We start from the raw sequence: 24,973 nt of genomic DNA, 5'->3' as shown, positions 1-24,973 counted from the left end.
TCAATCTACCTTATGACGCGTTTAATCGTAGCTAATAACTTTTCTGGATTAAACGGCTTCACTAACCAGCCTGTCGCGCCAGCCCCTTTGCCTTTCATTTTCATATCGGTCGAGCTTTCTGTTGTTAGCATTAATATTGGTGTGAATTTGAATGCTGGCATTTGTCGCAAGGCTTGACACAATGCAATGCCGTCCATTTTTGGCATATTGATATCGGTAATGACCAAATCAAATTTGCCCGTTTTAGCTTTTGCTAAACCATCTATACCGTCGGTAGCTTCAATAATTTCATGCTGTTGTTGTTTCAGAGTAAATGAAACCATGTTTCGAATTGATACCGAGTCGTCAACCACTAGGATCTTTGCCATTTGAGTGCCCTATAATTCAATTATTTCTTAAAAAGTAATGCGTCAGTCAACCCTAATTGTGCTGCACATTGAGTAAGCACATCGGGGATTGAATACCAAGAGAGTGTGGTGTATTGCTGTGATGCGTGCTGCACTATGGCGAGCAACAATTGAATACCGGCGCTATCGATGTGGGTTAAATCACTTGCGTCGATTAGTACCGACTGTTGACTAGCACCGTCTATCAGCGGCAGCAATATTTGGGAGTGATAATCAGCGACGGCTGAAATATCTAATTCTACGGGCAGTTTAATTGTAATTTCACTCATGCAGGCTTCTTAATTTAATATTATTGATGCAATAAAAATGTGCTGAAGCATCCTGCCGAGCATCCCATTGAATCTTGGGGAATAGTACGAATAAAATCGAATTGTATTTGAGCATTTATCTATTAGCAATACTTTATTTCTAATACTTTATTACTATTATAATGATAAATGCCTCGCTACATATAATACCAGTGACAATCTCTCTTATTTATTCACGATTAAGCTTTATAGAATGTACAAATAACAATGTGGATATTTCATTGCCCGCTCTTAACCAGAATATATTACTAAGGCCGATCCCTCACCTTAGACGCACAATCAAGAATCGGTTTAAATAGGTAAGGACATCAGCCGTTACGTCTATTCAATACCCCTTATTTTTTACCTCTTAGTTTAATAACTAAATTTGATGATTAACGCGCTTATTCCAGACTGCAGATTTTAGTAAGGGGATTACAATGTGTTCCCCTGAAGTGGGCTGTAAAGCTTAATAGCACCACTTTAAAGTGTCGAAATAATTTACACAGATATAAAAACCCTCAAATAAAAACAACATGTAGATCAGTAGTCACCATGTCGGCAAGCTGTTTATTGCTGGTTAGCGGCGTTTTTCACGCTTCGGTCATCCCCGATTCGGTCTTAAATAGTTCGGCCAGACGTTTATACAACCGATGGTTACTATACCAACGATTTGGGTGCTAATATCGTTACCACCGGGGGTGGCAGCTCAGCGAATGTTGGCCAAGCCGACGGCCGCAATGATGACGGTTTCATGAGTTTGGATTTAGGCTTTGATGTGACGTTTTTTGGCGAAACTTATTCGAGCCTCTTCATCAATAATAACGGTAACATTAGCTTCGAAAGTGGTATCTCCGCTTTCGTTCCAACCGGACCGACCGGTGCTAATGCACCGATCATTTCGCCTTTTTTCGGCGATGTCGACACCCGCGCTTCCGACGTGGTTTATTACAACTTAACCGATAAGCAATTAGTTGTTACTTGGAATAATGTCGGTTGGTATGACTCTCATTCCGATCCAACCAACAGCTTTCAGTTGGTACTACGTGGTGACAACTACGCCGTAGATGCAACTGAAGGAAGTATAGGTTTCTTTTATCAAACCATGGGCTGGGACGCAACTGACACCAATGAAGTGTCTGCCATTGGCTTTGGTGATGGCGCAGGCAACAGTGTCGAACTGGCCAGTTCGCTCACAGCAGGTTTAAATTCTGTGCTAGAAAACCAATATTTATGGTTTGATCGACAGTTAGCGCCGGTAATTCCACTACCAACGACATCGGTGCCCGTGCCTGCCACAATATTTTTAATGGCAATGGGATTATTTGGCCTTCGTTTAACCCAGCGCAAGCAGCAGTAATTGGTTAATGGCATAGCATTGATAAAACCCGCCATCGAGCGGGTTTCTTTTTGTTTTTCTCGCCCCACTCAGCGCGTTGATTAGACCAATCGATCTTTATATCCGAAATAAGTAATCAGCTGAAAGTATCACTTTTTGTGCTCTTTCCAACGCTAAATTACTTCACTTTGTTGAAATAAAAACATAGAGTTGTATTAAAGGATTTTTAAAACAATGGAGTGTCACATGAAGCACAATTCAAACAAAGCTAACGCTATAAAATCTAAACAGTTAGGTTTTACCCTAATGGAAATGATCGGGGTAATGGCGGTTATTGCCATATTAGCGTCGGCCGCAGCCCCACCAATTTTTGAAGCAATCGAAGATGCCAAGGTCTCGGCTTACGTTCAAGAAATTCACGAATTAAAACTCGCCGTCGCTCGGTATTATAAAGATACCGGGAAATGGCCAAGACATGTTCCAACAAGTACCAATTCTGCATATCATAATTTAATGGTCAACGATGCCAATGGTACTGGGCTAGCAATACCGGGTTGGAATGGTCCTTATCTCGATCGCGAGTTAACCCACCAAATTGTCAAAGGTGCTAACCAAGATGTTATTGCGACTGCTGATGTCAACTACACTTGCGATATTGATGGCGATGGCACTAGAGATGGTACTTTTTTAGTTTATCGAGCTGACTATATCAGCGATAAAGTCGCAGAAAAAATAAGCAACATTATTGATGGTGACGGTGGCATAACAACCGGCGACGACCGTTGGCAAGCTGCTGGAAAAATTAAACGCTATGGCTCTGGCAGCGATCATGCAACTATCTTGTTGTACTGCATCACCACGGTCTAATATTAGCTGAATATTAATACGGCTCGCGGTCATCCAATGATGACTGCAACCTTTCGATTAACTTATATAGATTAACCCAATGAGCTAGCAGAGCTATTAATAGTTAAACTAAAGACCACCGATTTCGCTGCGATAATTCCCATGGATGGAGTAGATATTGGATACACAAACTCAAGGTAGAAAATCGCTTGGCCAACTAGTCTTGGATGAAGGATTAGTATCAGAAATACAGCTAAATTTAGCCCGTCGCGAACAAAAAAGACAAGGCTTAATGCTGGGCGAAGTGCTGATTGAGTTAGGATTTATTAGTGCAGACGCGCTAACAGATACGTTAGCGCATCAGAGTAAAACGGAAGTTGTCGACCTGATCAATATATCAATTGATCCCGATGTCTTGAGCCTAATCCCCCACAAAGAAGCGATAAAGCATAAGTTAATCCCGCTTGAGTTTACTGATGGGGTATTAACAGTCGCTTTTGCCGATGCTTTTAATGTTGTTGCTATAGACGCTATCGAGCGAATAACTGGCTTCACGGTTAAAGTCGTTTCGGCGTCACAAAGCACGGTATTAGCAGCGGTAGAACAACATTATTCCCAAGACCAATCAATTAGTAAAACCATTGATATTTTAATGGCACACGGCATTAGCGCTAACGATGAAGGCGCAGAGAATGAATCGCCAATGGTGCGCCTTGCGAATCAAGTTATTGCCTACGGCATAAAAAAAGGTGCGGCTGATATCCACCTTGAGCCGGGAGAAAATGTTGCGCGAATAAGGTTTAGAATTGATGGGGTATTGCATACTGAATTTTTAGTGCCAGCCACCTTGATACCAGCGTTAACGTCACGTATAAAATTAATAGCTAACTTAAATATCTCCGAGAAGCGGATACCTCAAGATGGCCGCATTCATTTTAAATACGGCAGCAAAGCAATTGACTTAAGAGTATCAACCTTACCCACTAGTCATGGTGAAAGCATTGTGATGCGTATTCTTGATGCCGGTAACGTAAAGTTATCGCTCGACTGGCTCGGTTTTTCCGATAAAGACAAAACCCTATTCACCCACTTGATGCATCAGTCATATGGCATGGTGCTAATTACTGGACCAACTGGCAGCGGTAAAACAAGCACCCTTTACACTGCGCTTAGCCTGATTGATACCGAAACCCGTAGCGTATTTACCTTAGAAGATCCGATCGAATATTCATTACCAGAAATCCGTCAAACCCAGATTAATTCGGAGATGGGTATGGACTTTGCCACGGGGTTAAAAGCCTTGTTGCGCCAAGATCCTGATGTGATTTTGATTGGTGAAATTCGTGATTTAGAAACCGCAGAGCTAGCAATACGGGCAGCGCTAACAGGTCATTTGGTGTTAGCAACCTTGCACACCAATACTGCGGCAGGCGTGATACCTCGTCTTATTGATATGGGCATAGAACGCTATTTATTACCGCCAGCACTCAACGCTGCCATCGGGCAGCGGTTAGTCAGGAAACTTTGCATTCACTGTAAAAAGCCAAGCGATAATATAGCCAATACTATCCAAGATTATAATATTGCTCATTTACTGCCACAGTCAGCAATATTGTATCAAGCTGTTGGTTGCCAGCACTGTGGTGATTCAGGGTATAAAGGACGCCTAGCTATTTACGAGGTTATGTCGATTAATGAATCGATGCACAACCCAATAATCGAAAATGCGTCGGTTTATGAAATCGAGCAAATTGCCCGAGAAAATGGCATGACCTCGATGCTTGAAGATGGCTTAGCTAAAGCTGCACAAGGCTTAACCACGGTTGATGAAGTCATTCGGCTGGTAAGTAATGGCTGATTTTAATTACCGGGCAATAGATGCTAAAGGTCATCAGGTTAACGGGATCATGTCAGCTGACTCTGAGCAGGCATTAGAAATTCGGGTTAATGATATTGGCTATTGGCTTATAGAATCTAGCGAAAATACGGGTGAAAAGAACGCGCTAAATAAAGCAAAAAAGAACAAATTTAGCGATAAAAAAGTACCTCGTAAAGAGCTAATAGATTTTTTCAATGGCCTACATTCCATGCTTGCAGCGGGCATACCCGTTGCGACTGCAATTATGGCGATTGCCCAAGAAACTCCAGATGAGAATTTCTCTCAAGTACTGCGTGATTTACAAGTTAACATCGAAGCCGGCAACACGCTTGACCAAACCATGACTAAACACCCCAAGGTTTTTTCTAGCCAAATAACCCACTTAATTAAAGCAGGTGAGTACAGCGGCAACTTGACCACGTCGTGCGAAGACATCTGTGATCACCTCGAGTGGCAAGAAGAAATTATGGCCGACATTAAACAAGCCAGCATTTATCCGATAATGATAGCTTCTGCAGTATTAGGATTAATTTTCTTAATGTTTTCGTTTGTCGTGCCACGATTTAGCATGATATTTGAAAGTTTGAATTTGGAATTACCTTTGCTCACTCGAGTGGTGGTTAAGATCGGTGAATTTACCACAGAATATTGGTGGTTAATTTTGCTCTGCCCCGTTGTTATCGTTTTATTATTCAAAAAAGGCCCAGCACATATCCCTGGCTTTGGCCTATTTACCGATAAATTAATTTTGAATCTGCCGGTCTTTGGCAAGCTCAACCGCCTTATTGTGCAGTCGCGTTTTTGCCACAATTTAGGCTTACTACTTAAAGCCGGTGTACCGATACTCGAGGCATTAAAACTGTGTCACGGCTTGGTCGGCAACCGTTTAATGGCACTGGCGGTTAAGGAAGCAGAAATATCAGTTAATGAAGGCAAACAAATGACCGAGGGACTGCGCAAGCACCAAATTATTTCACCGATTGTCTTACGAATGATCGTCGTTGGCGAAGAAACAGGTCGGTTGGATAATTCATTAAAATACGTATCTATTCGATTTGATAAAGAAATTCCACGTCAAATAAAACGGGTGTTTTCAGTATTAGAACCAATGGTTATGGTCATCATGATAATTATTGTTGGCTTGATTGGCGGCGCGGTTTTTTTACCCATGTTTAGCCTGATGTCTGGCATCGGGGGAGCGCGATGACAGATAACGCTGTAAATAACACCCAGCAACGCCCTTGCCATAAGAGCCGCGGTTTTACCTTGCTCGAGTTAATCGCCGTGATGGCCATTATAGCGATGCTTGCTGGCGCCCTTGTCCCCAACATTTTTGATGCCATTAAACGTGCCCGGGCCGATGTCGAAGTTAAAAACTTGTCTAGCATCGGCCAAAGTATCGTACTGTCGGTTGTGATAAAAAAATCGATGCCAACAGCAGTGACCAGTTCGTGGGTAGCGGCAGTGCAAACTAGCAGTGATTTTTCGGCGACAGACATTGAGTTTAATGCCCTAAATTATCGCCGCCGATTGATTTTTGACCCACGTTTTTTTACCACCACTGATGCTGTATTTCAGGGGCATAGCCAAAATTACGGTTTACAAAACCGCCCCAACTCTCCCCGGGCAATACTCATTTCTGACCTTAGTAACAACGTTGCAGCAGTGGCTAATACGGCGTCAGTATTTAATGCTATTTGGGATCAAACAAGTACCGCTACCCTCGTTGAAAGCTCAGATTTAAAAATTCAGCGCTTAAATTTCACCAATAAATTTCATCGTATATTACTCAGTAATCAACATATCAGTCAGCCATATTTTCAATTGGAAGCGGGCACAACATATCCAATTTTAGCGGCCACTGATGGCGTAGAAACCAGCCTTACCCGTTATGTTATCGATAACACCAAAATTTCATTATTTTCGACAACAGGCAAAGAGCTCGTTCATATCGTTAAGTCTGATTGGTCTGCTCGGTACAAAACGGACGGGGGCTGGACAGAGTAATGGCTGTGACAAAGTTTTCAATTTCTTGGATTTATGGTGAATTTCGTCTCGCCAGAGTACGGCGCGGCTTTACGCTAGAAAGATGGACCGCGCCATTTCCAGTGCACAACCTAGAAGATCTTAATCGAGCACTGCTAGGGGCAAGTGAACATATGGATTTGTCTCGAGGTGGCGAGGTGACCATTACTTACGAGCATGATCTGCACACGCACGAGTTTTTTACCGTGCCAAATATGTCCAAGACCGACCTAGAAAAGTCATTAGCTCGTAAAGTTCTGCAAAATAAACCCTTTGAAGACAAAGCCGCTTGGTGTTATCACGAAGCGAGGCACAACGACCATGAAGAAGGCATCTTGCTCCATATTATGCCTCAGCATGTGGTTGACGCTATTGTACGATTATGTCAGAAATTTTATTTAACCCCGCGCCAACTGGTGCCACTGACCGAAGTTGTTTCGTCTATCACCGAGTCATATCGGGCCAAAGACGACGATATATTAGTGCTCACCGCACTGTTTAAACAAAGAACTGAAATTGTTGTTACTTGCGGCAATGGCGAGGTGCTGTTTGTCAGGGAACTGCCCTACAACGGCAATGAATCAAACCAACAACGACTTATTACCGACATCAACAGAACGATCCATTATACCCGACAGAAATTAAGAAAATCGGTGGCTGCTACGTGGCTAATTGGCGAAGGTGCTGAACAAATTACTGAGCAAATTGGTGCTCAAATAGAAGAAGAGTTACATTTTGACCCCAATGGTTTAGATCCATTCTATTGGGCCTGTGAAGTATCAAAGCTCAAAGGACAACGTTCCGCCAACTTTATTCCCTTGATGGCGCAAAAGAAAATTGATCGCACACTTTTTTACCGTGTTGCATTGTGGGTAATGTTAGTGACTTCGGTAGCCACTGGTACGATTATTTCGGGGGTCGAATATATGTTAACCAAACAAACCATAGATTCAAAAGCTGTCACGGCAAACATCGCCATGCTAACAAGAGAGCGCAACAAAATAGAAGGCTTATTAGCAAGGCGAATGCGCGAACAAGAAAAACTCAATACTTTGCAGTCTCATGCCCATTATTTATTACCCATTTTTTTTGTTAATCATCTTGGCGATATTATGCCCGCGGGACTTACAGTGACCAATCTCAGCGTGTTAAGTGTCGATGCTAAGTGGGAAATCCAACTTAAAGGGCAAAGTAAATTAAGTTTAAATCATCTAACTTCTGACTTACAACACCTTGAAAGTTTGATGAAAAGTCCCCCTTGGAATATCACCATTACCAAAAGTTGGAAATCGACCTGGTACCAGCAATTACAAGCAGGTGCAGCCCTAAGCACGCAGCCTCTTGCTTTTGAAATAACCGGAACAATGAAATGAACATGCCGTTGGACGTACCATTAACACCAGAGGAAGTTACCCTTCCCTCTAAACGTCGTCAGCTAAAAATAACCGATGGCGCTATCTATTTTCGTGCGCTGATGGATAACGCTGGAAAAGTTGTTTTCGAAACTCCGGTCGGGCGAATACTTTATATCGTCATATTCGTGGTTCAGATTTTTTTTCTTTATTGGAGCTTAGAGATTAGGCTGCCTGTTATTCATACCAACTTGAACCTGTTATCTCAAAAAATTCAGTTAGAGTCTGAGGTGAAATCTCAGTATAGAAAATGGTCAGAAGACGAGTTTAATAAAATTGAACAAGATATTTCGATCGCGGAAGCTAAAATCTTTGAAAATTTTGAGCAGTTAGCGCAGTGGTTGATTGAACAAAGCGATTATGCTCAATCATTAAAGATTAAAATGACTTATTTAATCGGTGATGCCGCTAAATTAAGCCTCAATAACACCTTCTCCTTTCCAATCGAGATTCAACTGAGCGTTGAGCAAGCTAAAAATGAGTCGCCGTATACTAAAATGCTCGATTTTACCCAAAATATGATTCAAGGCCATCACCATCTAGAAATACTAGCCACCAAGGTTAAAAGCAATGGTAACGGTGTTACTTTCTTTACCCTAGATATTAACTTGTGGGTCAAAGATTCAACCTATATTTTAAATGCCATAGAGCCGACCACTAAATCGCACCAAGAGGAGGGCATGGATGTCCCGTTTAATCAATAATAAGTGGTTTATTTTAGGCTTGGTGATGCTGGCACTTTATTATGTACTACACCAGCTATCACCTTATTTTGGCGATGAAATAGCCGTCTCGAGCGACAGCACAATAATTGCAGCAGAGCCCGCTGCAACGGCCTATACTGCTGAGCGGTTTCCTGCTGAGCACTCCCCTGCTCTACAGTCCCCATCTCGGCCCAACTCCGGTGGCGAAGTCGCAATTAACCAACTGGTTTGGAACAATGCTCCGATGCGTGATCCATTTTCAGAATTTAACGCCATAAGTAAGCCAGCAACGACTAGCCAATCAACAACGATTGTTGTAACCATGCCGACCAATAAAAAGATTCAAGCAAGTTCAGCATTAACATCACAACCTAGCGCCGACGCAATCCCTCAACTGACTGGTTTTGTCGTGGCTAATACCACTAAGTTTGCGATTTTAAATGGTCAGATCACCAGCGTAGGTCAATTGATTAATGACTATAAAGTACTAGCCATTGATTCTACAACCGTCAGTCTCCATCAACTCACGTCCACCAAAACTATCATTCTTTCTTTGGAGTAAATGATGAATAAAAACCGGATTTTCCTTATTTTGCAGAGCCTAGGTTATTCAATGTTACTTTTTGGCTGCTCAAGTCTGCAAAAAACGGAAATAAATACCGAGTTTCCGCGTTATCACGCAAAAAAAGTTCAGCCTATTTCATTGGAACAGCTGCAGAAAATTCCCGTGTCCGAGCGCATAGTTTTCCCTGAGGTGGCCAATGCGCTGCCGGTACAAACCAAAGAAAAACTATATAGCTTCGTTGCCAAAGATATGCCAATTCAACAAGCTATTCGATTATTTGCCAAAACTTATCAGCTTAATATTTTAACCGACCAAGATGTTAGCAGTGTTGTTAATGTCGACTTTCACCAATTACCTTTTGACCACGCAATGACCGCGTTACTTAGCTCAATGGGTTATTACTGGCAAATTGAACAAGATTTAATTCGCGTACGCTCGTGGCAAACTCGGATATTTAACGTCAATTATATTCGTCTAAACCGGGTAGGAACCTCCTCAAGTGAAGCAAGTGTCAGCTCGGGTAGCTCTTCAGGAGGCGGAGAGGGATCTGGTGCCCAAGCCGGAAACATTAGCATTAAACAGGAAAACCGGATTGAATTTTGGGCCGAGCTAGAAAAGCAGTTAAAAACGCTCGTGTCTGCTGAAGGACGATTGGTGATTAATAACATTGCCGGCACCATTCAGATCTCGGACCGTCACCCCAGAGTTAAGGAAATGGCCCAATACATTGACGATATTAACAACTCTATTCGCCGACAGGTCGATATTCAGGTAAAAATTCTCGAGGTAACACTCAATGACGATTATAGCCTCGGTGTCGATTGGTCTCGGCTAGCGAGCTCCAATAAAAGTAGCATTCAAACCGATTTCAGTCTCAGTAATATTATCACGGCACCAACGGGTGTTGGCGCAGCCTTAAACCCAACCCTGTCACTGGGTATTTTTGATTTTGGGGCCAACGGAGCTAACCAATTATCGGCAACAATCAATGCACTAAAAGAACAAGGGGAAGTTAAAATTGTGTCTCAACCCCACATCCGTACCCTCAATAACCAATCAGCACTGATCAAGGTAGGTACCGATCGGACCTTTTTCAGGCGAGAGCAAAGCACCGATACTACTACGGCCGGCTCAACCACCAGCACCACCGACGTGCCCCAAGTCGTTACTGAAGGCATTGTGCTGTCGATCACCCCTCAAATATCAAAGGATGGCTGGGTGATTATGGACGTTTCGCCCGTTATCACCCGCGTTTCAAGTGTTAGCGAGGTCAAAGACTCGACAGGTAATGTGCTGTCATCCGCGCCTAATCTCGACATAAGACAAACCTCTTCTTTAATCAGAGCGCTTAACGGAGAAACTATTATTATCGGTGGTCTAATCCAAACCCAACAATCTAAAACAAACCGCGGTGTGCCAGGCATTAAAGACGTCTTTGGGGTTGGACAATTGTTTGAAGGTAATTATGAAAATACCGTAAAAAAAGAACTGATTATTTTCATTACGCCCACGGTGATCGACGATAGTTTTTCCGCAATTAATAAACCTCAGCCACAGGATAACCGCCAATGAAAACATTGTTTACCTACCTTATGATGATACTTGTGTTGATGTTGTCGCCTGCGGCCTTAGCGCAGCCAGTGGGCACTGCCGCCACAGCGACACAACCGAGCATCGAGTTAATGCTGGCAACAACGCTAAAACTGGAAAAGACCGGTAATTTAGCCCGCGCCAGCACTAAACTGGCCGAGCTCTATAAGCTTGATGCTGACCATGCCGACGTCCGATTAGCCTACGGGCGATTACTAACAAAAACGGGCCGCTCTGATCAAGCCATTAGGGTATTAAGCCCATTAACGTCTCAATCGTCGCAAGACTGGCGCCCGTGGTTTTGGGCCGGCACTGCGCTGCTATTAAATCAAGATTTAGCCAATGCCGCTTTATACCTCGATGAAGCAATAGCGCGGCAAGGAGATGAGGTAGCGATTTGGGTACAACGTGCGATTGTCGAACAGGAGTTAGACAATCCACAAGCTGCTATTTATATGCTGCAGGTTGCTGACAAAATACAAGGGAATAATCCCGCTGTGATGATTAATTTTGCCTATGCCAATGAGGCCATCGGCGAAATTGACAAAGCGATAGTCGCCTATAAGCAATTTCTCAAGCTATCCACTGCCGACATAACATATGGCAAGTTACGTAGCCTAGTGATCGTTCGCTTGAGCAAATTTGCATTGGCCAAGCAAAAAGTAAAGCAAGGAGCGGCGCTCGAAACATCACAACTTAATTAATGAATAAATTATCTCGAACTCGCTCAACTGTTAAGGGGGTAGTCATTAACCAGTTAAGGCGCTAGCCATTAAGGAATCAGTCATTAAGCAGTTGAACATCAAAAGAAAAGCTGACTACGTTGTTATTATATTCGATCGATATATTGTAGTTAGCTAAGTCAGATAATTTTTTAATAATAGAAAGCCCTAGGCCATGACGTCCCGAGTGAGTTCGGGATTTTTCTAACTGATAAAAAGGTTCAAACAAACTGGTAAGTTCGAGTTGACTCATGCCTTTGTCACATTGATTTGTCACGGCTATCTGCAACCGAAATGCACTTAACTGACTGAGCTCAACCCGCACTGGAGAGTGATCGGCAGCATAAAAAAATGCATTATCTAACAAGTTATTTAATACCGTCTCGAAACAAAACTTATCGACAAACATCGTGGTTAAATTATCTGGATTAGTGATAATTATCTGCGCTACTTGAGCTGGGTATTTAAAGCTTAACGAGGAGCAAGTATTTTCAATCGCGTTAATAATCTCAACCGGTTCCTCATTTATTGCCAGCTCTTGGCTTGCAGCCTGATGTAATAGCAGCATCTTATGCACGATATTATTTAGCCGAGTTGACGAAGCAAGCACATCCTGTTTATAGGTTTTATTGATCCGCACCTCATCTGGGTACTTGATCGACATTTCAGTTAAGCTAATAATTTCAGAAATTGGTGTTTTAATTTCATGAGCAATGTCAGACGTCAGTCTCTGCTCATTTTCGATTAATCTTTTGTTGTTTTTAATAAAGCTATTGAGCTCTCTGCGGATTGGCTCTATTTCTTCAACTCTACTTTCACCCACTTCAAGTAGCGCATTTGCTTTGGTAATATCTAAATTTTTGATCTGCTCATTTAACTCAAGCAATGGCCTTAAACCTTTCGTCACTATTTTACTGACAAAATATCTCACCGCAAAAATTGCTAACATAAAGCTCAATATTAATGAGATATCGACAATAATAGTGAGCTGGCTTAGATCTTTTGTCGGCATAGCAACGGAAAGGTATGTCGCCGTTTGCATCTGCATTTCGCCACTATCACCAGCTTGTGGCAAGAAATGAGTAATGATTACTCGACCATCTCGACCGTTAGGCAACACGGTATCGACAATAGTAGAGGTGTTGATCATAAGATCGAGTCTGGGTAAATTAACATCCGGTAAGTGTTTAAAAGAATCTGATTTTTCAACCGTGCTGTCATTGCTCCAAAGCTGAAAATATTCTTGGTTCAACTGCGCGGAAAATTCCGGCATAAATTGAGCAGAAAAGTCAAATTCAATCACCCCATCATCTTCATCGACTAGGTTTTTCAAATAGTTAGCTTTCTGCTCTAACGAGTGATTAAACTGCTCTTCAACCCAGCTGTCTAAACTAATATCGACGACCAGAAAAATCACGAACAGCACCACTGATAATATAATAGAGATGGTTTTTATTAACTGCTGTCTTATTGAACGCATAAATTAACCACCTGCAATATAACCGAATCCGCGCTTATTTCTAATCGGTAATTCACCACCAACCTTGCGAACTTTCTTTTTTATCGCTGAAATATGTACTTCGATTGTGCTCTTTGACAGCATGTCAAAATCACCAACAATCATTTCACTGATCTTATTGATCGTTACTATTTTTCCTTTGGCTGAAAACAGACAATTAATTATCTGATACTCTTTTCGCGTAAGTTCTATGACGTTATCGTAATAGTTAAGACATTTCATTGCAGTATCTAGCTCGAAATCATCAATGACTATTTTGCTGTCGGTACTATTTAACAACGCCCCACGCCGTAATACGGTTTGCACCCGAGCAAGCAATTCGTCGAATAAAAATGGTTTCGAAAGATAATCATCGGCACCGAGCATCAAACCATTTACTTTTTCATCAGGGCGAGCTTTTGCCGACAAAATAATAACGCGTGACGAAGAGTTGCTCGCACGCATACTTTTAAGTATCGCCAAGCCATCGACGCTAGGCAGCATAATATCTAACACCACCAAATCGAATTCATTATTCGCGATTAAGCTTAATGCTTGCGCACCATCACCCGATTGTTCAACCGTATATCCACTATTTTCAAACCCAACACACAAACTGCGCCTTAGTGGTTCAGAGTCTTCAACAATCAAAAGTTTCACTATAATTTCCTAAAATTTATTACAACAAGCGCTGAACAGCCAAGACGACGATACAGCTATCACTATAGGCTAGCCCAAATAACACATGGGCAATGACCTTTTCAACTAAGGCAGGTTCGAGTGCTATTGGTGCTAGTTGGTTCCTTTACGCTTGAGTATTTTAGCGAAAAATATCTGTCCTTTGATTATCCCCACAATACTGCACACCAAATAAGTGCAGCCATCAGCATCGATATAAAGACCGCGGCCGATCCAATATCTTTAGCCACACCAGACAAGGTATTAAATTCGCTGCCTATGCGGTCAACCACCACTTCAATGGCGGTATTAACCAGCTCTGCAAATAATACAAATAACAGCGAGCAGATTAGAATTAGTTGGTTTGCAAGCGAGATGTCTAACATCAGTGCCACGCCACTTAACGGCACAAATAACGCAACCTCCTGTTGAAATGCTGCTTCATTTTTTAACAGCCACTTGAAGCCATTTCCAGAATGAACGACCGTGAAAAGCACGCGTTTCAAGCCAGTTCGTTGCTTTAAATTTGTTGTCATTTGGGTTTACCTTAGGTTTGGCACGAATTAAAAAGATTCAACTGCGCATCGAACGCCTTAGTGTTAAGGCCGGTTAAATTGATCAGGCTATGAAATACGTTGTCATGTGATAACGAGCGATTGCTCAATGGCGCTAGACAATCCTTGAATTCACGCTGATGGTGCGACGACCAAAAATACATTGGCACATGCGTTTGCTCAGCTGGCGCTAAGGCATAAGGGAAACCATGAAGGTAAGCACCGCTCTCACCCAATGATTCACCATGATCAGAGACATAGATAAAAGACAGATCGTAAGATGATGAGTAAGACTGCAACGCAGCAATAATTTGTGCATTAACCAAGTCGCTATACAAAATGGTATTGTCATAAGTATTGATTAGCGCTTGCTGACTGCAATTTTGGATATCGCTTTGTGGGCAATCTGGAACAAACTTTTTCGCCTCAGTAGGATAGCGCTTAAAATACGTAGGGCCGTGCGACCCAATCATGTGCAACACAATTAAGGTCGATTGAGCATGAATGTTTGCTAGCTTTTTCTTTAACTGCTGCACCAATATTTCGTCATAACAATAAGTGCCATCACACAGTGGCGAGTCTTGCTGTGGATCGATTTGAATCGAAGGCACACGGTTACAAACATCTTTACAGCCACTATTGTTATCAATCCACAGAACATCAGCGCCAGCAAGTTGGGCAATATCAAGTAAGTTTTGCTGGTTATCCGTGTCAGATCTAGAGAAGTTGCTTCTAGTTTGTTGCGAAAACATGCATGGCACAGAAACCGCCGTCGCAGTACCGCATGACGCTACATTTGAAAAATAGCTTGGAGAATAGACTCGGGTATATTCATTAGTCGCTCTGTCGTAACCGTTATACTCAAAATTCTTTGCCCGCGCGGTTTCCCCGACCACCACAATAGTAACTTTGGGTTTGTTACCCGTATTAATCAATGACGGTGTGGTATCTAACAATTTAAATTGTTTTTCTGGGGCTAAAAACTCATCGTAAAAAAACTTAAAACCGCTGCTAACAAACTGAAATGGGATAATCTCTTTTTTTAGATAGCGATTATTTCGTCCCGTCGCGGCATAGTCAGCGTAATACACCTTAGCAATCACGGCAGCTGTCGCAAATAAACATACAACCAGTACTAATCGACTGAGCAGCTCTTTAGGCAAGGGTTTATAGGTGATTTTTACTTGGTAAATAAGGTAGGTAACAGGCACAACAATAAGCGTGATTATTGTTACTGCAGACACATTGATATATGACATAGCCTCCGATACATCTGTTTCAAAGGTGTTTTGAATCATGCCATAGTCAAATACCACGCCGTAAACACTGGTGCCATAAAAAACAAACGTCGATAGCACTGTGATTATCATTGCTATAGGGCGAAATAACAGCGGAATAGCGAGCAAAGAAAAAAATATCGCAATAAGACTAAACAATAAAACAGGCACCGATAACAAGAACCCGATTGAGTAATCATTGACCTCAAATACCGCCGCCCTGACACCATTTAGAAAGGGGAAATTAAATAACACGGTAAACAGTAATGAGAGATAAATAATCAATTGATTACTGCTAATTTCAAAGAGCGGGCTTTTATTTCTTATAAGGCTAAACATTGATTAACTCGGCTAATTAATTTTTGTCTAGCCTACTCGTCGACACTAAAGAAACGCTTAAGATTGGCTGTTATTTTGCTTAAGAAACAATAATAGGCTGGGGTATAGCACTTGAACCGCCACGCCTGACGGCAACTGATTTCAGGCATAAAATGTATAAATGAGTTGATTAACACGCCTAATCGACTCATAATTTGATACGATTAGCTCACCTAAACGACTCAAGAGGAAATTATGCCCCACTCTCCTTCATACATTTGGCAACACAAAGACTGGCCTAACTTTACTTATGACAAAGCCATCGTTATGCAAAAACTTGAGTCGTGCATACAAGCTGTTTCGCCGTTAAAACAATTAAGTGCAGTGCTCACTCATGAACAACGCTTAGACTGGGAAGCGGCCATTTTACTCGATGAAACACTAGCCTCAGCTAAAATAGAAGGCGAGTTATATGATCGAGATTCCGTGCGTTCCAGCATCGTTAATAAACTCGGCATCGGCACTGGGAGTACCTCCCTTGCAACAAGAGCACATAAACAAAGTGATGCGATGGTTGAGCTTTTATTGTCGGCGATCCGCAGTACCGATCAGCAAATAACTCACGATGTTATAAAGCAATGGCATCACATGCTTTTTCCTGTTGCACCAATAATCACACCTATGACTATTGGTGATTATCGCGATGACACAATGCAGATTATTTCAGGGCGATACGGTAAACAACAAATCCACTTTGAAGCGCCCTGTGCGGAAAAGAACGAAGTAGAACAAGAAATGGATACGTTTTTTAACTGGCTAAATACCTCATCAGATGAATCAACTTTCATCAGAGCTGCTATCGCTAAATTCTGGTTTGTGACTGTTCACCCTTTTGATGATGGTAACGGCCGATTATCTCGTATTATTGCTGAACGTTGTCTAGCCGAAGCGGAACATACAAACCTACGCCTATATTCATTGTCATCTGCTCTTGAAAACCACCGCACTGAATATTATCAACAGCTGGAGAGCCATCAGCGTTGCGAGATGAAAAGTCATCAGCGTTGCGGGGTAAAGAGCCATCAGCGTTGTATTAATGAAGGTAATAACCTTGATTTAACCGCTTGGATAGTCTGGTTTTTATCTATGGTAGAAATTGCTGCTACCGATGCTAAGAAAGAATTTGAACGAGTGATGCAATCGACTCATTTTTGGCAAAGACATCAGAAAACACTTATCAATGTCAGACAACAAAAATTGATTGTTCGCTTATTAGAAACTGCGGATTTTAGTGAGGGTATTTCTCGTAAAAAGTATAAAGCATTAGCTAAAACTACAGACGCTACCGCGGCAAGAGATATTGTAGATCTCGTTGAAAAAGAAATCTTAATGCCAGTTGGCGAAGGGCGCAGCCGTCGCTACTTAATTAATAAAAACTAACATTCCAAAATTCAGGCTAATTATTGTATACATCGAAATTAGGACATGAATAAGCCTCAACTAAATGAGGCTTGTTAAACCAAATAATATAAATCGTAATTTGACTGGAAACATCTAGCTAATAATTAACTCTTTATTTATTAAGTAGATCTTTATGCGTGCCCTATCTTTGTTTTTGAAAATCAATTAGTTATCGTGTTAATGCGAACAAAAACACACACCAACAATGTTATGATAATGCTGTTTTAATGCCTTGGTTTACTTAAGTATCTCCTATGTAAATATAAAGCCCCTAATTAAAATTATAAATCAGAGGCTACGCGCGATGCTTAACAATGCAGGGGAGATGTAATGTTGTTACTCGTCATCACCGCTATACTCATCATTATTCGGATTTAATTGATCTCCATGATTGTCTAGACTATCCCAATATGCATCATTATTTGGGTTCATGCTGTCACTACGATCATCGTTAGAATCTCTACTCATTAGGGTACCCCTTTATTTATTGCTAGTTTGGCGGTTTTGCTGAAGTTGCTTACTTCTATTTCCCTGAGCCTGACCGCGCTGCTTATTAGTTCCTGAAGTACCTTTATTGGCATTTCCCATGTTGCTTGAGTTATCTTGTGGTTTAATAAAAGTCATAATAAGTCCTTAAGTTTTAAGTGATAAAATATCTATTCATATAGAGCAACGTTGATGATACGCTCACGAAAACAAATAAAAGGGACATTTGACTGAAATATGAATACACGACATAAAGGATTTCAAAAAGGCCTTATTTTCAATCACTTTCAAGAGCTAATATTCTTCTCAACAAAACTCTTTAAATCTGATGCAGACATGATGCTGAAAATGAGCCGAATGATAAAAGAGGACGAGTCAATTACATCCGATCAGCAGATATTTCGAGAAATCAGATCTGAGCAGATGGATGTAAATAAATTAATTTATCACTTCAAGGAACTAGGTATTAACTTAGATTTTACTGAAGACTTTACTGATTTGGTAACGGAAGATCCCAAAAACATCGGTGGATGGTTCTTATTAAAATCAATAATAAGAGGTGCGATGTTAAGTTGTCACAATACAAAACAATCAAAGTTTTTTGAGTTCATTAATGCACTATGCGAGGTAGACAAACAATTCATAAAAACAGGACGAGAAAGACAAAGTAAAACACAAGAGGAGAACTATCACTTCTTAAATGAATTAACAGCATACTGGTTACCGACAGTTAACATGGATTTTAGCAATAGAACCAAAGAGGCAGAGGCAAGTTACCTAATAAGTATGGTGCTACATTGGGCCGCTCTATATGAAAAGTTTTTGGTCACAGAATTTGGTGAGCCAGATGGAGAAGCAGGATATAAGTCCATAGTGAGCCAGTGTTTACCAAGCTTAAACAAAAAAAGTCAGCTGGAACGCAGTAATAGCAACCTCATCAAATTAATAAAGTCCAAATGGGCAACACACAAATATAAAACTAACAGTATATCGTGGACCACTTTCTACACAGACATTGCAAATGCTATTCAAGAGCAAGAAGCCAAAAGTGAAGATCGTATTCTAGAGAAACAGGAGTATGTAAACCCTGAAATAAGCCATATCAAAAAGCGCGTATCAAGGTGGCGAAAAGGCATTAAGGCAACAACAAAAAACGACCCTGCTATTTACCTACCCAGTTTCATGTCACCATCAGATCTCAAACACAACTTCGGAATCCTCAGAGCACCAGAGCTAGTTAATTCAAAATGCTTATCCGACTTTACATTCATAATAATACAGCTATTTGAGAAAATGCAATTTGAAGTTCTACAGATGGGGGTATCAGATGAATTCATTGTAAACGAATTTAAGAATTATAATACCTATCAAAAACTAGTAAATAAAAGGTTTGATAATTATTGTGAGACTGGAGAATTAACAGCTTAGTTAACTGGTAACAGTTGGAATGATTAGATACGTGCGTAGGGTAAATGTTATATATCCCCATACGAGCTTGTGACACACACGGCTGAAACGCTGATTCTATAAGTGATAAATCAAATTAGCGATTACGCTCACTACTGAATTTACTGCTCATATAAGAATTGATTAGGCAGATAAAACTAGTTGTGAAACTTTCTGTTAATCAATATATTATCCATGCAGTAAAGCTCCCAGTATTAAACTCAATATATAAAGGATTGGATAGCATTGAAATTCCCAGAAATAAAAACTCTGTTCAAATACGGGCCTATCAACAAAAACCAACTATCAGCTCTATCGCAAAAAATGATATGGTATTCTAAACCAGCTAGATTTAACGACCCTTTCGATACCCGATTTTATGTCACAGGGAAACTTCGTACCTATGACGGAACTACCAATAGCACAAAAATAAATGCCGCGTTTGGAGAGGATATGGAGGGCGCAATGGTATCAAATAAAGCGCCTCTCGATGGAGAGTTAAAATCATTTCAACAAGAAATTGAAGAATTAGGTGTTCTCTCACTGAGTACCACCAATAAAAACCTACTTCTATGGGCACATTACGGGTGTGAACACAAAGGTATGTGTCTAGAGTTTGAACGAATAAATACTTCAGCTTTGTCTGATGACGAAGCGACTAAAAAAATATTCTATACCAACAACCATCCCACATTAAGCACACAATCACTAATAAATCCGGCATCAAAAAAAGCAAGTATGCACCGTATTTTATTTACTAAGTCCATGCACTGGGGTTATGAAGATGAATGGCGCCATATAGTTTCTACAGGTGATAGCTTACACCCATGGCCTGCACCATTAAAAGCTGTGTATTTCGGCTGTAATACAGATAACTCTGATATCCAATTAGTACAAAGAGTTATAAATGATACCAGCATTAAATATTATCAAACAGAAATGAACGGCAAAACGTTTGGATTAAAATTTAATAAAATATCCTGAGCAAGTTCACGACCAACAGAGGTAGCGTTATAGGCACACATCACTGATCGTACGCATTAGTAAACAGCACCTGCCAAAGCCAAGGCTCAACGAAAAACTAACCTCTAAATTTTGAGGCTATAGACAAGTTTTCGTGCAGAGTTGTAGCGTGAAGTTAGTTAAAAAACAAAGATGGGACACGCAAAGAAATATAACTGATATTCAATAACTTTCATCAGAAGCATATTTAGGCAACACCAAGATATCTTTATTTTCTATAAGAGCGCCTATCGACAATTATTCGATCAAGTAAAAACGTAACTACATTGATTTATAAACCGTAATTAATACTGCCAGCTGTATGTTCACACTGAATTTCAGACATAAAAAAACCAACTCTCGTTGGTTGATTTAAACATAAAATAGTACCGCGTAAACAGTCGGACGCTGTTCGCCTTGTGCTTTATTTTAGGCATAAAAAAACCTCAACAATGTGAGGCTAATTTAGAACATAAAATGGTACCGGTAGGCGGACTTGAACCGCCACGCCCGAAGGCAACGGATTTTGAATCCGTCGTGTATACCAATTTCACCATACCGGCATTTTATGCAACTATCAGTGTGTTAACACGCTGATATGGGATGGCATTATACCTAGGCTTGTTCTATTGGCAAGCGTCATTTTTCATTATCGGTCAATAATGACCAATTAAGCGTTTAAGTGGCGGTAAAACAAACACTCTGGAATAGTTAATACCTAAACCGGCCTTTGAATAACCTTTTCGTCATAGTGAGCAAGCCCTAGTTAAAAATCATTACAAGCCTGAGCACTTTTGTTAAACTAAGCAAAATTTTTTAAGGCTTATAAAATAATGGCACCAGAGAACCACGCAGATTTCCCCCGCGCAGGATTTAAACGACGTTTAGGCGCACTATTATACGATTACATGGTAGGCATGGCTGTTTATGCTGTCGCGCATTTTGTCGGTTTTATTATCGTCGCTGTGTTGGCCAATTTAAACCCAAAGTTCTGTGATGATGGCGCCGACATTCAGCAGTGTTTAATCACCAGTGATGTTTATTCAGGTTATTTGATCACGGTAGTGTGTTTGTTCTTTGTGTGGTTTTGGACTCATGGCGGTCAAACATTAGGTATGCGAGCTTGGCGTTTAAAAATTCAGCGCATGGACGGCCGTTCTATTAGCACCTTGCAGGCAGTGCTTCGTTTAGGCACTGGTTTCTTAGGGCTGGGTAACATTTGGCTTTGGTCAAAAGAAAGCGAGAATATGAGCCTGCAAGACCGGATCTCAGGATCTGAAATGGTGGTATTAAGCCATAAAGCTAACAGAATAAAAAACTGGGATCAGCTTTAATCACAAAACTTACCATGCTGAGTCGGCTCCCTGTCTCAGCATGTATTCCCCTTTAGACGTTGCATTAACGAGCACTCACACTAGATGCTTGCGCTGTCCCATTTTAAGTTTTTAGTCACCTTAGCAATTTGTTGCTGCAAGTTATCATCGATGTGGGCAATTAATAAATCGGTCGCTTGCACCTGGTCTTTCATCCGTTCCATCGTACCAGAAAAATTTTCTAGCAAGGCAGTTTGTTGATTTGCTAATGCGCGAGCATCATTAGCGGCGGTATTGGTATATTGGGCATTTTCCGCCACCCGCTCAGCATTAACTTTTAATTCTGAGGCATTGGTAGTTTGGGCTTGTACCCCATCGGCCAATTGCGATATTTGCACTGACACTAATCCTGAGTGACGACTTAAGCTGTCTAACCGCAGCTTAATATCGTCGAGCGAATAATGGGTTTGTTGCGCCAATTTACGTACCTCATCGGCCACTACGCTAAAACCACGACCAAACTCCCCGGCACGAGCAGCCTCAATAGCCGCGTTAAGCGCTAGCAAGTTAGTTTGATCTGCAATCACCTGAATCGATTCTACAATTTTATGAACGTCGGTTACCCCGTGTAATAAATCGCTTAAGCTGTCCATACCATGTTGCACCCGCTGCTGAGTGGTCGAGCTGGCCTCTAACATTGATAGCGCATGACTTTTACTTTGATCCATCGCGGCAAAAGTACTCGTTGCATTGTCAGCGACTTGGCCGTTGATTTCATTAACATGTTGTCCAAGCTCTTTTATGTCGATCAGCAATTTTTGGTTTTGTTCAACTTGCTGCGCGGTTTGGCTTGAGTGCGATTTAATGTTGTCTAAATGCTCTGTCATATCTTGCATAAAGGCATTAATGACCAGCAACAACTGCTGCTTACTCTCGTTTTCCACCTGCTGCGCATTGATCAAAATATTAAAGTAATTGGCAATTTCGCCCACTTCGGTGTTGGGGTCAAGCTCCACTATTGGTTGCAGCGCTTGGGTTTCAATTAGACCTTTAAATGCATTTAATAGTTTAAGTAGCGGATTTAAAACTTGTCTTCGCTGAATAAAATAAACGAATAACGCTAATAATGCGATTGCACTAATCGCACTAGAGAACACTAAAAACACAACGTTGAGGGTCTCTTTTCGGTGTTGATACAGCTGCTGCTCAGCGGCTAAAATAGTTTTAGATAAACCCGCAATTTGTCCGCGCAACTCGCTAATACCCGCTTGGACATTTTTAGCCTGAGCTGTGGTGGTGCTAATGTCTTTGTCGTAGCGATTAACCCAGCTGATTAATTCTGATTTTATTTCGATCGCTAACTCTTCAGGCGCTTGTGTATCGAGACTCAGCTCATCTTGATCAATTTCAGCATATAGACCTATCTCGGGTAGCCCTTCAATATCAAGTGCTAAAGCCTGTAACGCTGCCAAGCTACGGGCAAGAGACTGTTGGCTTTCTTGCGTCAAGTCAACCACGAATCTATTGCTGCGCTGATTTAAGGTAATAAGCTCAAAATAAAAGTCATTAGCTAGTTCAATGTATTTATGCGCGTTTATTTCATTAATAGCAGCGCCTTGCTGGGCATATTTGATCAGGGAGTTGACCGCGCCAGACATCTGACGAATCGCGTTTTCAAACAAAGCATTATTGTTGCCAGCCAATTTACCTAAAGCACGGTATTTGGTTTTAATGCCATGCTCTAGCTGGTCTAACTGACTCACTAAATTTTGTTGTTGCGCAGGTTCTAACATATTGAGATTACTTGATTTGATCTGACTAATAATCTCACTCGCGTGATTAAGTGATTCAGCCTGCCCTGCTGACAAATAGGTTTGCACATCATGGGCCAGTTCAATAACAATAATGTTTTTTAGATCGGTATAACTTGCTGTTTGTTGGTTCAAGCGGTTTAAAGCGTCGCTAGCCCAAAATAATGTTAACGCCAATGCCACGCTCGCAGTGGTTAGTGAAATAGCTAAAACTCGGGTAAATGTAGAAACTCGCATGCTAATCCTAATACAAGTAGATTTGCGCGCTATATTATTAGCCAGTTGTGACGTTTTTAAGACAGTTTTATGGCAATACCGCTTTTCCATTGGTTAAAACTCGCTGCGCCAGCAACGAGCCGCTAGGTTATTGTTAGCTCTCCTGCCGTGAATAAAGCTTATTACTCTTTGTTAATTTAATTAATGTCTCAGCAAATAAAGGCAACGCCACACCAGCGACAATTAAACTACAAGCAATCATTTTTAGTGGTGCGAGCTGCTCATTATAAAAAATGACCGACCCTAATACGCCAAAGATAGGGATCAACAAGCTAATGGGTGCCATGGTTGATAGCGGATAACGGGTCTGCAATTTATTCCAAATCCAATAACCGAGTAACGTCGTGGGGTAAGCTTGAAATAATGCTGACATTAAGCCAACTTGATTGAAACCTTGACCGAAAAAATCAAAACCCGCACTGCCATTAACTAGATAAGACAGCAGAAACAACGGGATCGGGGCAAACAAACACGACCAGACTACAAATGCGAACATCTCTTTTATTTGGGCTTTTTTAATGATTAAACTAATGACACTAAGGCTTAATGCCCCAACAACAGCAGCCAGAAAACCTAACAAGCTCACCGAACCATCTTCAACGCTCAACACAATTAACAAGCCTACTACCGATAAAACAAGCCCTACTCTACGGCCTACATTAAGCCGCTCTTTAAGTAAAAACCAGCCGATTAGCACGCTGATAAATGCGCTAGATTGTAAAACAATGCTGGCCATGCCCGCCGACAAGCCAAGCTCAATTGATAGCGACATCATGCCCCACAACCCCACACCAAACGTTAAGCCATAAGCGGCTAAATACCACCAAGAAACCTTGGGCCGTGCTACAAAAAATACCGCAGGGATCGCCGCAAAACTAAACCTTAAGCCCGTTAAGACAAAGGGATCTATGTTATCGACGCCAGCCTTAATCACCGAAAAATTAAAGCCCCATAAACACGTGACCCCAATCGCCAATATCAAATGAAACAGCTTCATACTTCCTCCAATTATTAAAAATCATTTGACTAGTATCGCGACTTCCTAAAAGATAAACAGATGTAATTTTTTGATATTTT

At 41.2% G+C, this 24,973-nt stretch carries 22 protein-coding genes, 1 tRNA gene and 1 pseudogene; 14 read left to right on the top strand and 10 right to left on the bottom strand.

Annotated elements, in window-relative coordinates; all coding sequences use genetic code 11:
• Positions 1 to 5: 5 nt before the first annotated feature.
• On the bottom strand, positions 6 to 368 hold the full coding sequence (locus HRU23_07135; protein NRA53903.1) for a response regulator: 363 nt from the start codon (positions 366 to 368) through the stop codon (positions 6 to 8).
• A gap of 20 nt (positions 369 to 388) precedes the next feature.
• Positions 389 to 676 (bottom strand): STAS domain-containing protein, encoded by a 288-nt coding sequence (locus HRU23_07130; GenBank protein NRA53902.1) that lies wholly within the window; start codon positions 674 to 676, stop codon positions 389 to 391.
• 573 nt (positions 677 to 1,249) lie between these two features.
• Here HRU23_07130 and HRU23_07125 point away from each other — a divergent pair.
• From HRU23_07125 to HRU23_07080, 10 genes and pseudogenes are all read left to right on the top strand, one after another.
• Positions 1,250 to 2,054: pseudogene (locus HRU23_07125) on the top strand (PEP-CTERM sorting domain-containing protein).
• A gap of 225 nt (positions 2,055 to 2,279) precedes the next feature.
• A complete protein-coding gene (locus tag HRU23_07120; protein NRA53901.1) occupies positions 2,280 to 2,900 on the top strand; it encodes a prepilin-type N-terminal cleavage/methylation domain-containing protein in 621 nt (206 codons plus the stop codon).
• A 157-nt stretch (positions 2,901 to 3,057) separates the two neighbouring features.
• A complete protein-coding gene (tadA, locus tag HRU23_07115; protein NRA53900.1) occupies positions 3,058 to 4,737 on the top strand; it encodes a Flp pilus assembly complex ATPase component TadA in 1,680 nt (559 codons plus the stop codon).
• Positions 4,730 to 5,965, top strand: a complete 1,236-nt coding sequence (locus HRU23_07110; GenBank protein ID NRA53899.1) for a type II secretion system F family protein — start codon at positions 4,730 to 4,732, stop codon at positions 5,963 to 5,965. Before tadA ends, HRU23_07110 begins: the two co-directional genes overlap by 8 nt.
• Entirely contained in the window at positions 5,962 to 6,765 is an 804-nt protein-coding gene (locus tag HRU23_07105) for a prepilin-type N-terminal cleavage/methylation domain-containing protein (protein NRA53898.1), read from the top strand. The genes HRU23_07110 and HRU23_07105 overlap by 4 nt, the downstream gene beginning before the upstream one ends.
• Positions 6,765 to 8,156, top strand: coding sequence for a hypothetical protein (locus HRU23_07100; GenBank protein ID NRA53897.1), 1,392 nt, complete (start codon positions 6,765 to 6,767; stop codon positions 8,154 to 8,156). The genes HRU23_07105 and HRU23_07100 overlap by 1 nt, the downstream gene beginning before the upstream one ends.
• Positions 8,153 to 8,899, top strand: coding sequence for a hypothetical protein (locus HRU23_07095; GenBank protein NRA53896.1), 747 nt, complete (start codon positions 8,153 to 8,155; stop codon positions 8,897 to 8,899). The genes HRU23_07100 and HRU23_07095 overlap by 4 nt, the downstream gene beginning before the upstream one ends.
• Positions 8,880 to 9,461, top strand: a complete 582-nt coding sequence (locus HRU23_07090) for a hypothetical protein (GenBank protein ID NRA53895.1) — start codon at positions 8,880 to 8,882, stop codon at positions 9,459 to 9,461. Before HRU23_07095 ends, HRU23_07090 begins: the two co-directional genes overlap by 20 nt.
• A 3-nt stretch (positions 9,462 to 9,464) precedes the next feature.
• The gene (locus HRU23_07085; protein NRA53894.1) at positions 9,465 to 11,036 is read left to right on the top strand and encodes a secretin N-terminal domain-containing protein; all 1,572 of its coding nucleotides are present in this window, start codon (positions 9,465 to 9,467) and stop codon (positions 11,034 to 11,036) included.
• Positions 11,033 to 11,758: a tetratricopeptide repeat protein gene (locus tag HRU23_07080; protein NRA53893.1), complete on the top strand. Its 726-nt coding sequence runs from the start codon at positions 11,033 to 11,035 to the stop codon at positions 11,756 to 11,758. Before HRU23_07085 ends, HRU23_07080 begins: the two co-directional genes overlap by 4 nt.
• Positions 11,759 to 11,834: 76 nt before the next feature.
• Here the strand turns inward: HRU23_07080 and HRU23_07075 are convergent, their stop codons facing one another.
• From HRU23_07075 to HRU23_07060, 4 genes are all read right to left on the bottom strand, one after another.
• Entirely contained in the window at positions 11,835 to 13,256 is a 1,422-nt protein-coding gene (locus HRU23_07075) for a HAMP domain-containing histidine kinase (GenBank protein ID NRA53892.1), read from the bottom strand.
• A 3-nt stretch (positions 13,257 to 13,259) separates the two neighbouring features.
• A complete protein-coding gene (locus HRU23_07070) occupies positions 13,260 to 13,934 on the bottom strand; it encodes a response regulator transcription factor (protein NRA53891.1) in 675 nt (224 codons plus the stop codon).
• A gap of 185 nt (positions 13,935 to 14,119) precedes the next feature.
• The gene (locus HRU23_07065; GenBank protein NRA53890.1) at positions 14,120 to 14,488 is read right to left on the bottom strand and encodes a diacylglycerol kinase; all 369 of its coding nucleotides are present in this window, start codon (positions 14,486 to 14,488) and stop codon (positions 14,120 to 14,122) included.
• Between the two features lie 11 nt (positions 14,489 to 14,499).
• Complete coding sequence (locus tag HRU23_07060; protein NRA53889.1) at positions 14,500 to 16,122, bottom strand: phosphoethanolamine--lipid A transferase; 1,623 nt, start codon at positions 16,120 to 16,122, stop codon at positions 14,500 to 14,502.
• 234 nt (positions 16,123 to 16,356) lie between these two features.
• On the opposite strand from HRU23_07060, the gene HRU23_07055 reads away from it, so the two are divergent.
• Positions 16,357 to 17,541 (top strand): Fic family protein, encoded by a 1,185-nt coding sequence (locus HRU23_07055; protein ID NRA53888.1) that lies wholly within the window; start codon positions 16,357 to 16,359, stop codon positions 17,539 to 17,541.
• 501 nt (positions 17,542 to 18,042) lie between these two features.
• Here HRU23_07055 and HRU23_07050 read toward each other — a convergent pair.
• Entirely contained in the window at positions 18,043 to 18,186 is a 144-nt protein-coding gene (locus HRU23_07050; protein NRA53887.1) for a hypothetical protein, read from the bottom strand.
• Between the two features lie 99 nt (positions 18,187 to 18,285).
• On the opposite strand from HRU23_07050, the gene HRU23_07045 reads away from it, so the two are divergent.
• Together HRU23_07045 and HRU23_07040 are read left to right on the top strand one after the other, a co-directional pair.
• Positions 18,286 to 19,476 carry a hypothetical protein gene (locus HRU23_07045; GenBank protein NRA53886.1) on the top strand — a complete coding sequence of 397 codons (1,191 nt, stop codon included), beginning with the start codon at positions 18,286 to 18,288 and terminating at the stop codon, positions 19,474 to 19,476.
• A 342-nt stretch (positions 19,477 to 19,818) separates the two neighbouring features.
• Positions 19,819 to 20,478, top strand: a complete 660-nt coding sequence (locus HRU23_07040) for a DUF2971 domain-containing protein (protein NRA53885.1) — start codon at positions 19,819 to 19,821, stop codon at positions 20,476 to 20,478.
• A gap of 496 nt (positions 20,479 to 20,974) precedes the next feature.
• Here the strand turns inward: HRU23_07040 and HRU23_07035 are convergent.
• Positions 20,975 to 21,059, bottom strand: a tRNA-Leu gene (locus tag HRU23_07035).
• Between the two features lie 270 nt (positions 21,060 to 21,329).
• Between HRU23_07035 and HRU23_07030 the strand changes: the two genes are divergently transcribed.
• Entirely contained in the window at positions 21,330 to 21,830 is a 501-nt protein-coding gene (locus HRU23_07030; GenBank protein NRA53884.1) for an RDD family protein, read from the top strand.
• Between the two features lie 80 nt (positions 21,831 to 21,910).
• On the opposite strand, the gene HRU23_07025 is transcribed toward HRU23_07030, so the two are convergent.
• Both HRU23_07025 and HRU23_07020 read right to left on the bottom strand, forming a co-directional pair.
• Positions 21,911 to 23,857 (bottom strand): methyl-accepting chemotaxis protein, encoded by a 1,947-nt coding sequence (locus HRU23_07025; GenBank protein NRA53883.1) that lies wholly within the window; start codon positions 23,855 to 23,857, stop codon positions 21,911 to 21,913.
• A gap of 133 nt (positions 23,858 to 23,990) precedes the next feature.
• On the bottom strand, positions 23,991 to 24,893 hold the full coding sequence (locus HRU23_07020; GenBank protein ID NRA53882.1) for an EamA family transporter: 903 nt from the start codon (positions 24,891 to 24,893) through the stop codon (positions 23,991 to 23,993).
• Positions 24,894 to 24,973 lie beyond the last annotated feature (80 nt).

This window comes from Gammaproteobacteria bacterium (assembly GCA_013214945.1).
Classification (GTDB): Bacteria; Pseudomonadota; Gammaproteobacteria; order Enterobacterales; family Psychrobiaceae; genus Psychrobium.
The sequence above is the reverse complement of the archived record's forward strand: the minus strand, read 5'-3'. Positions and strand labels throughout refer to the sequence as shown.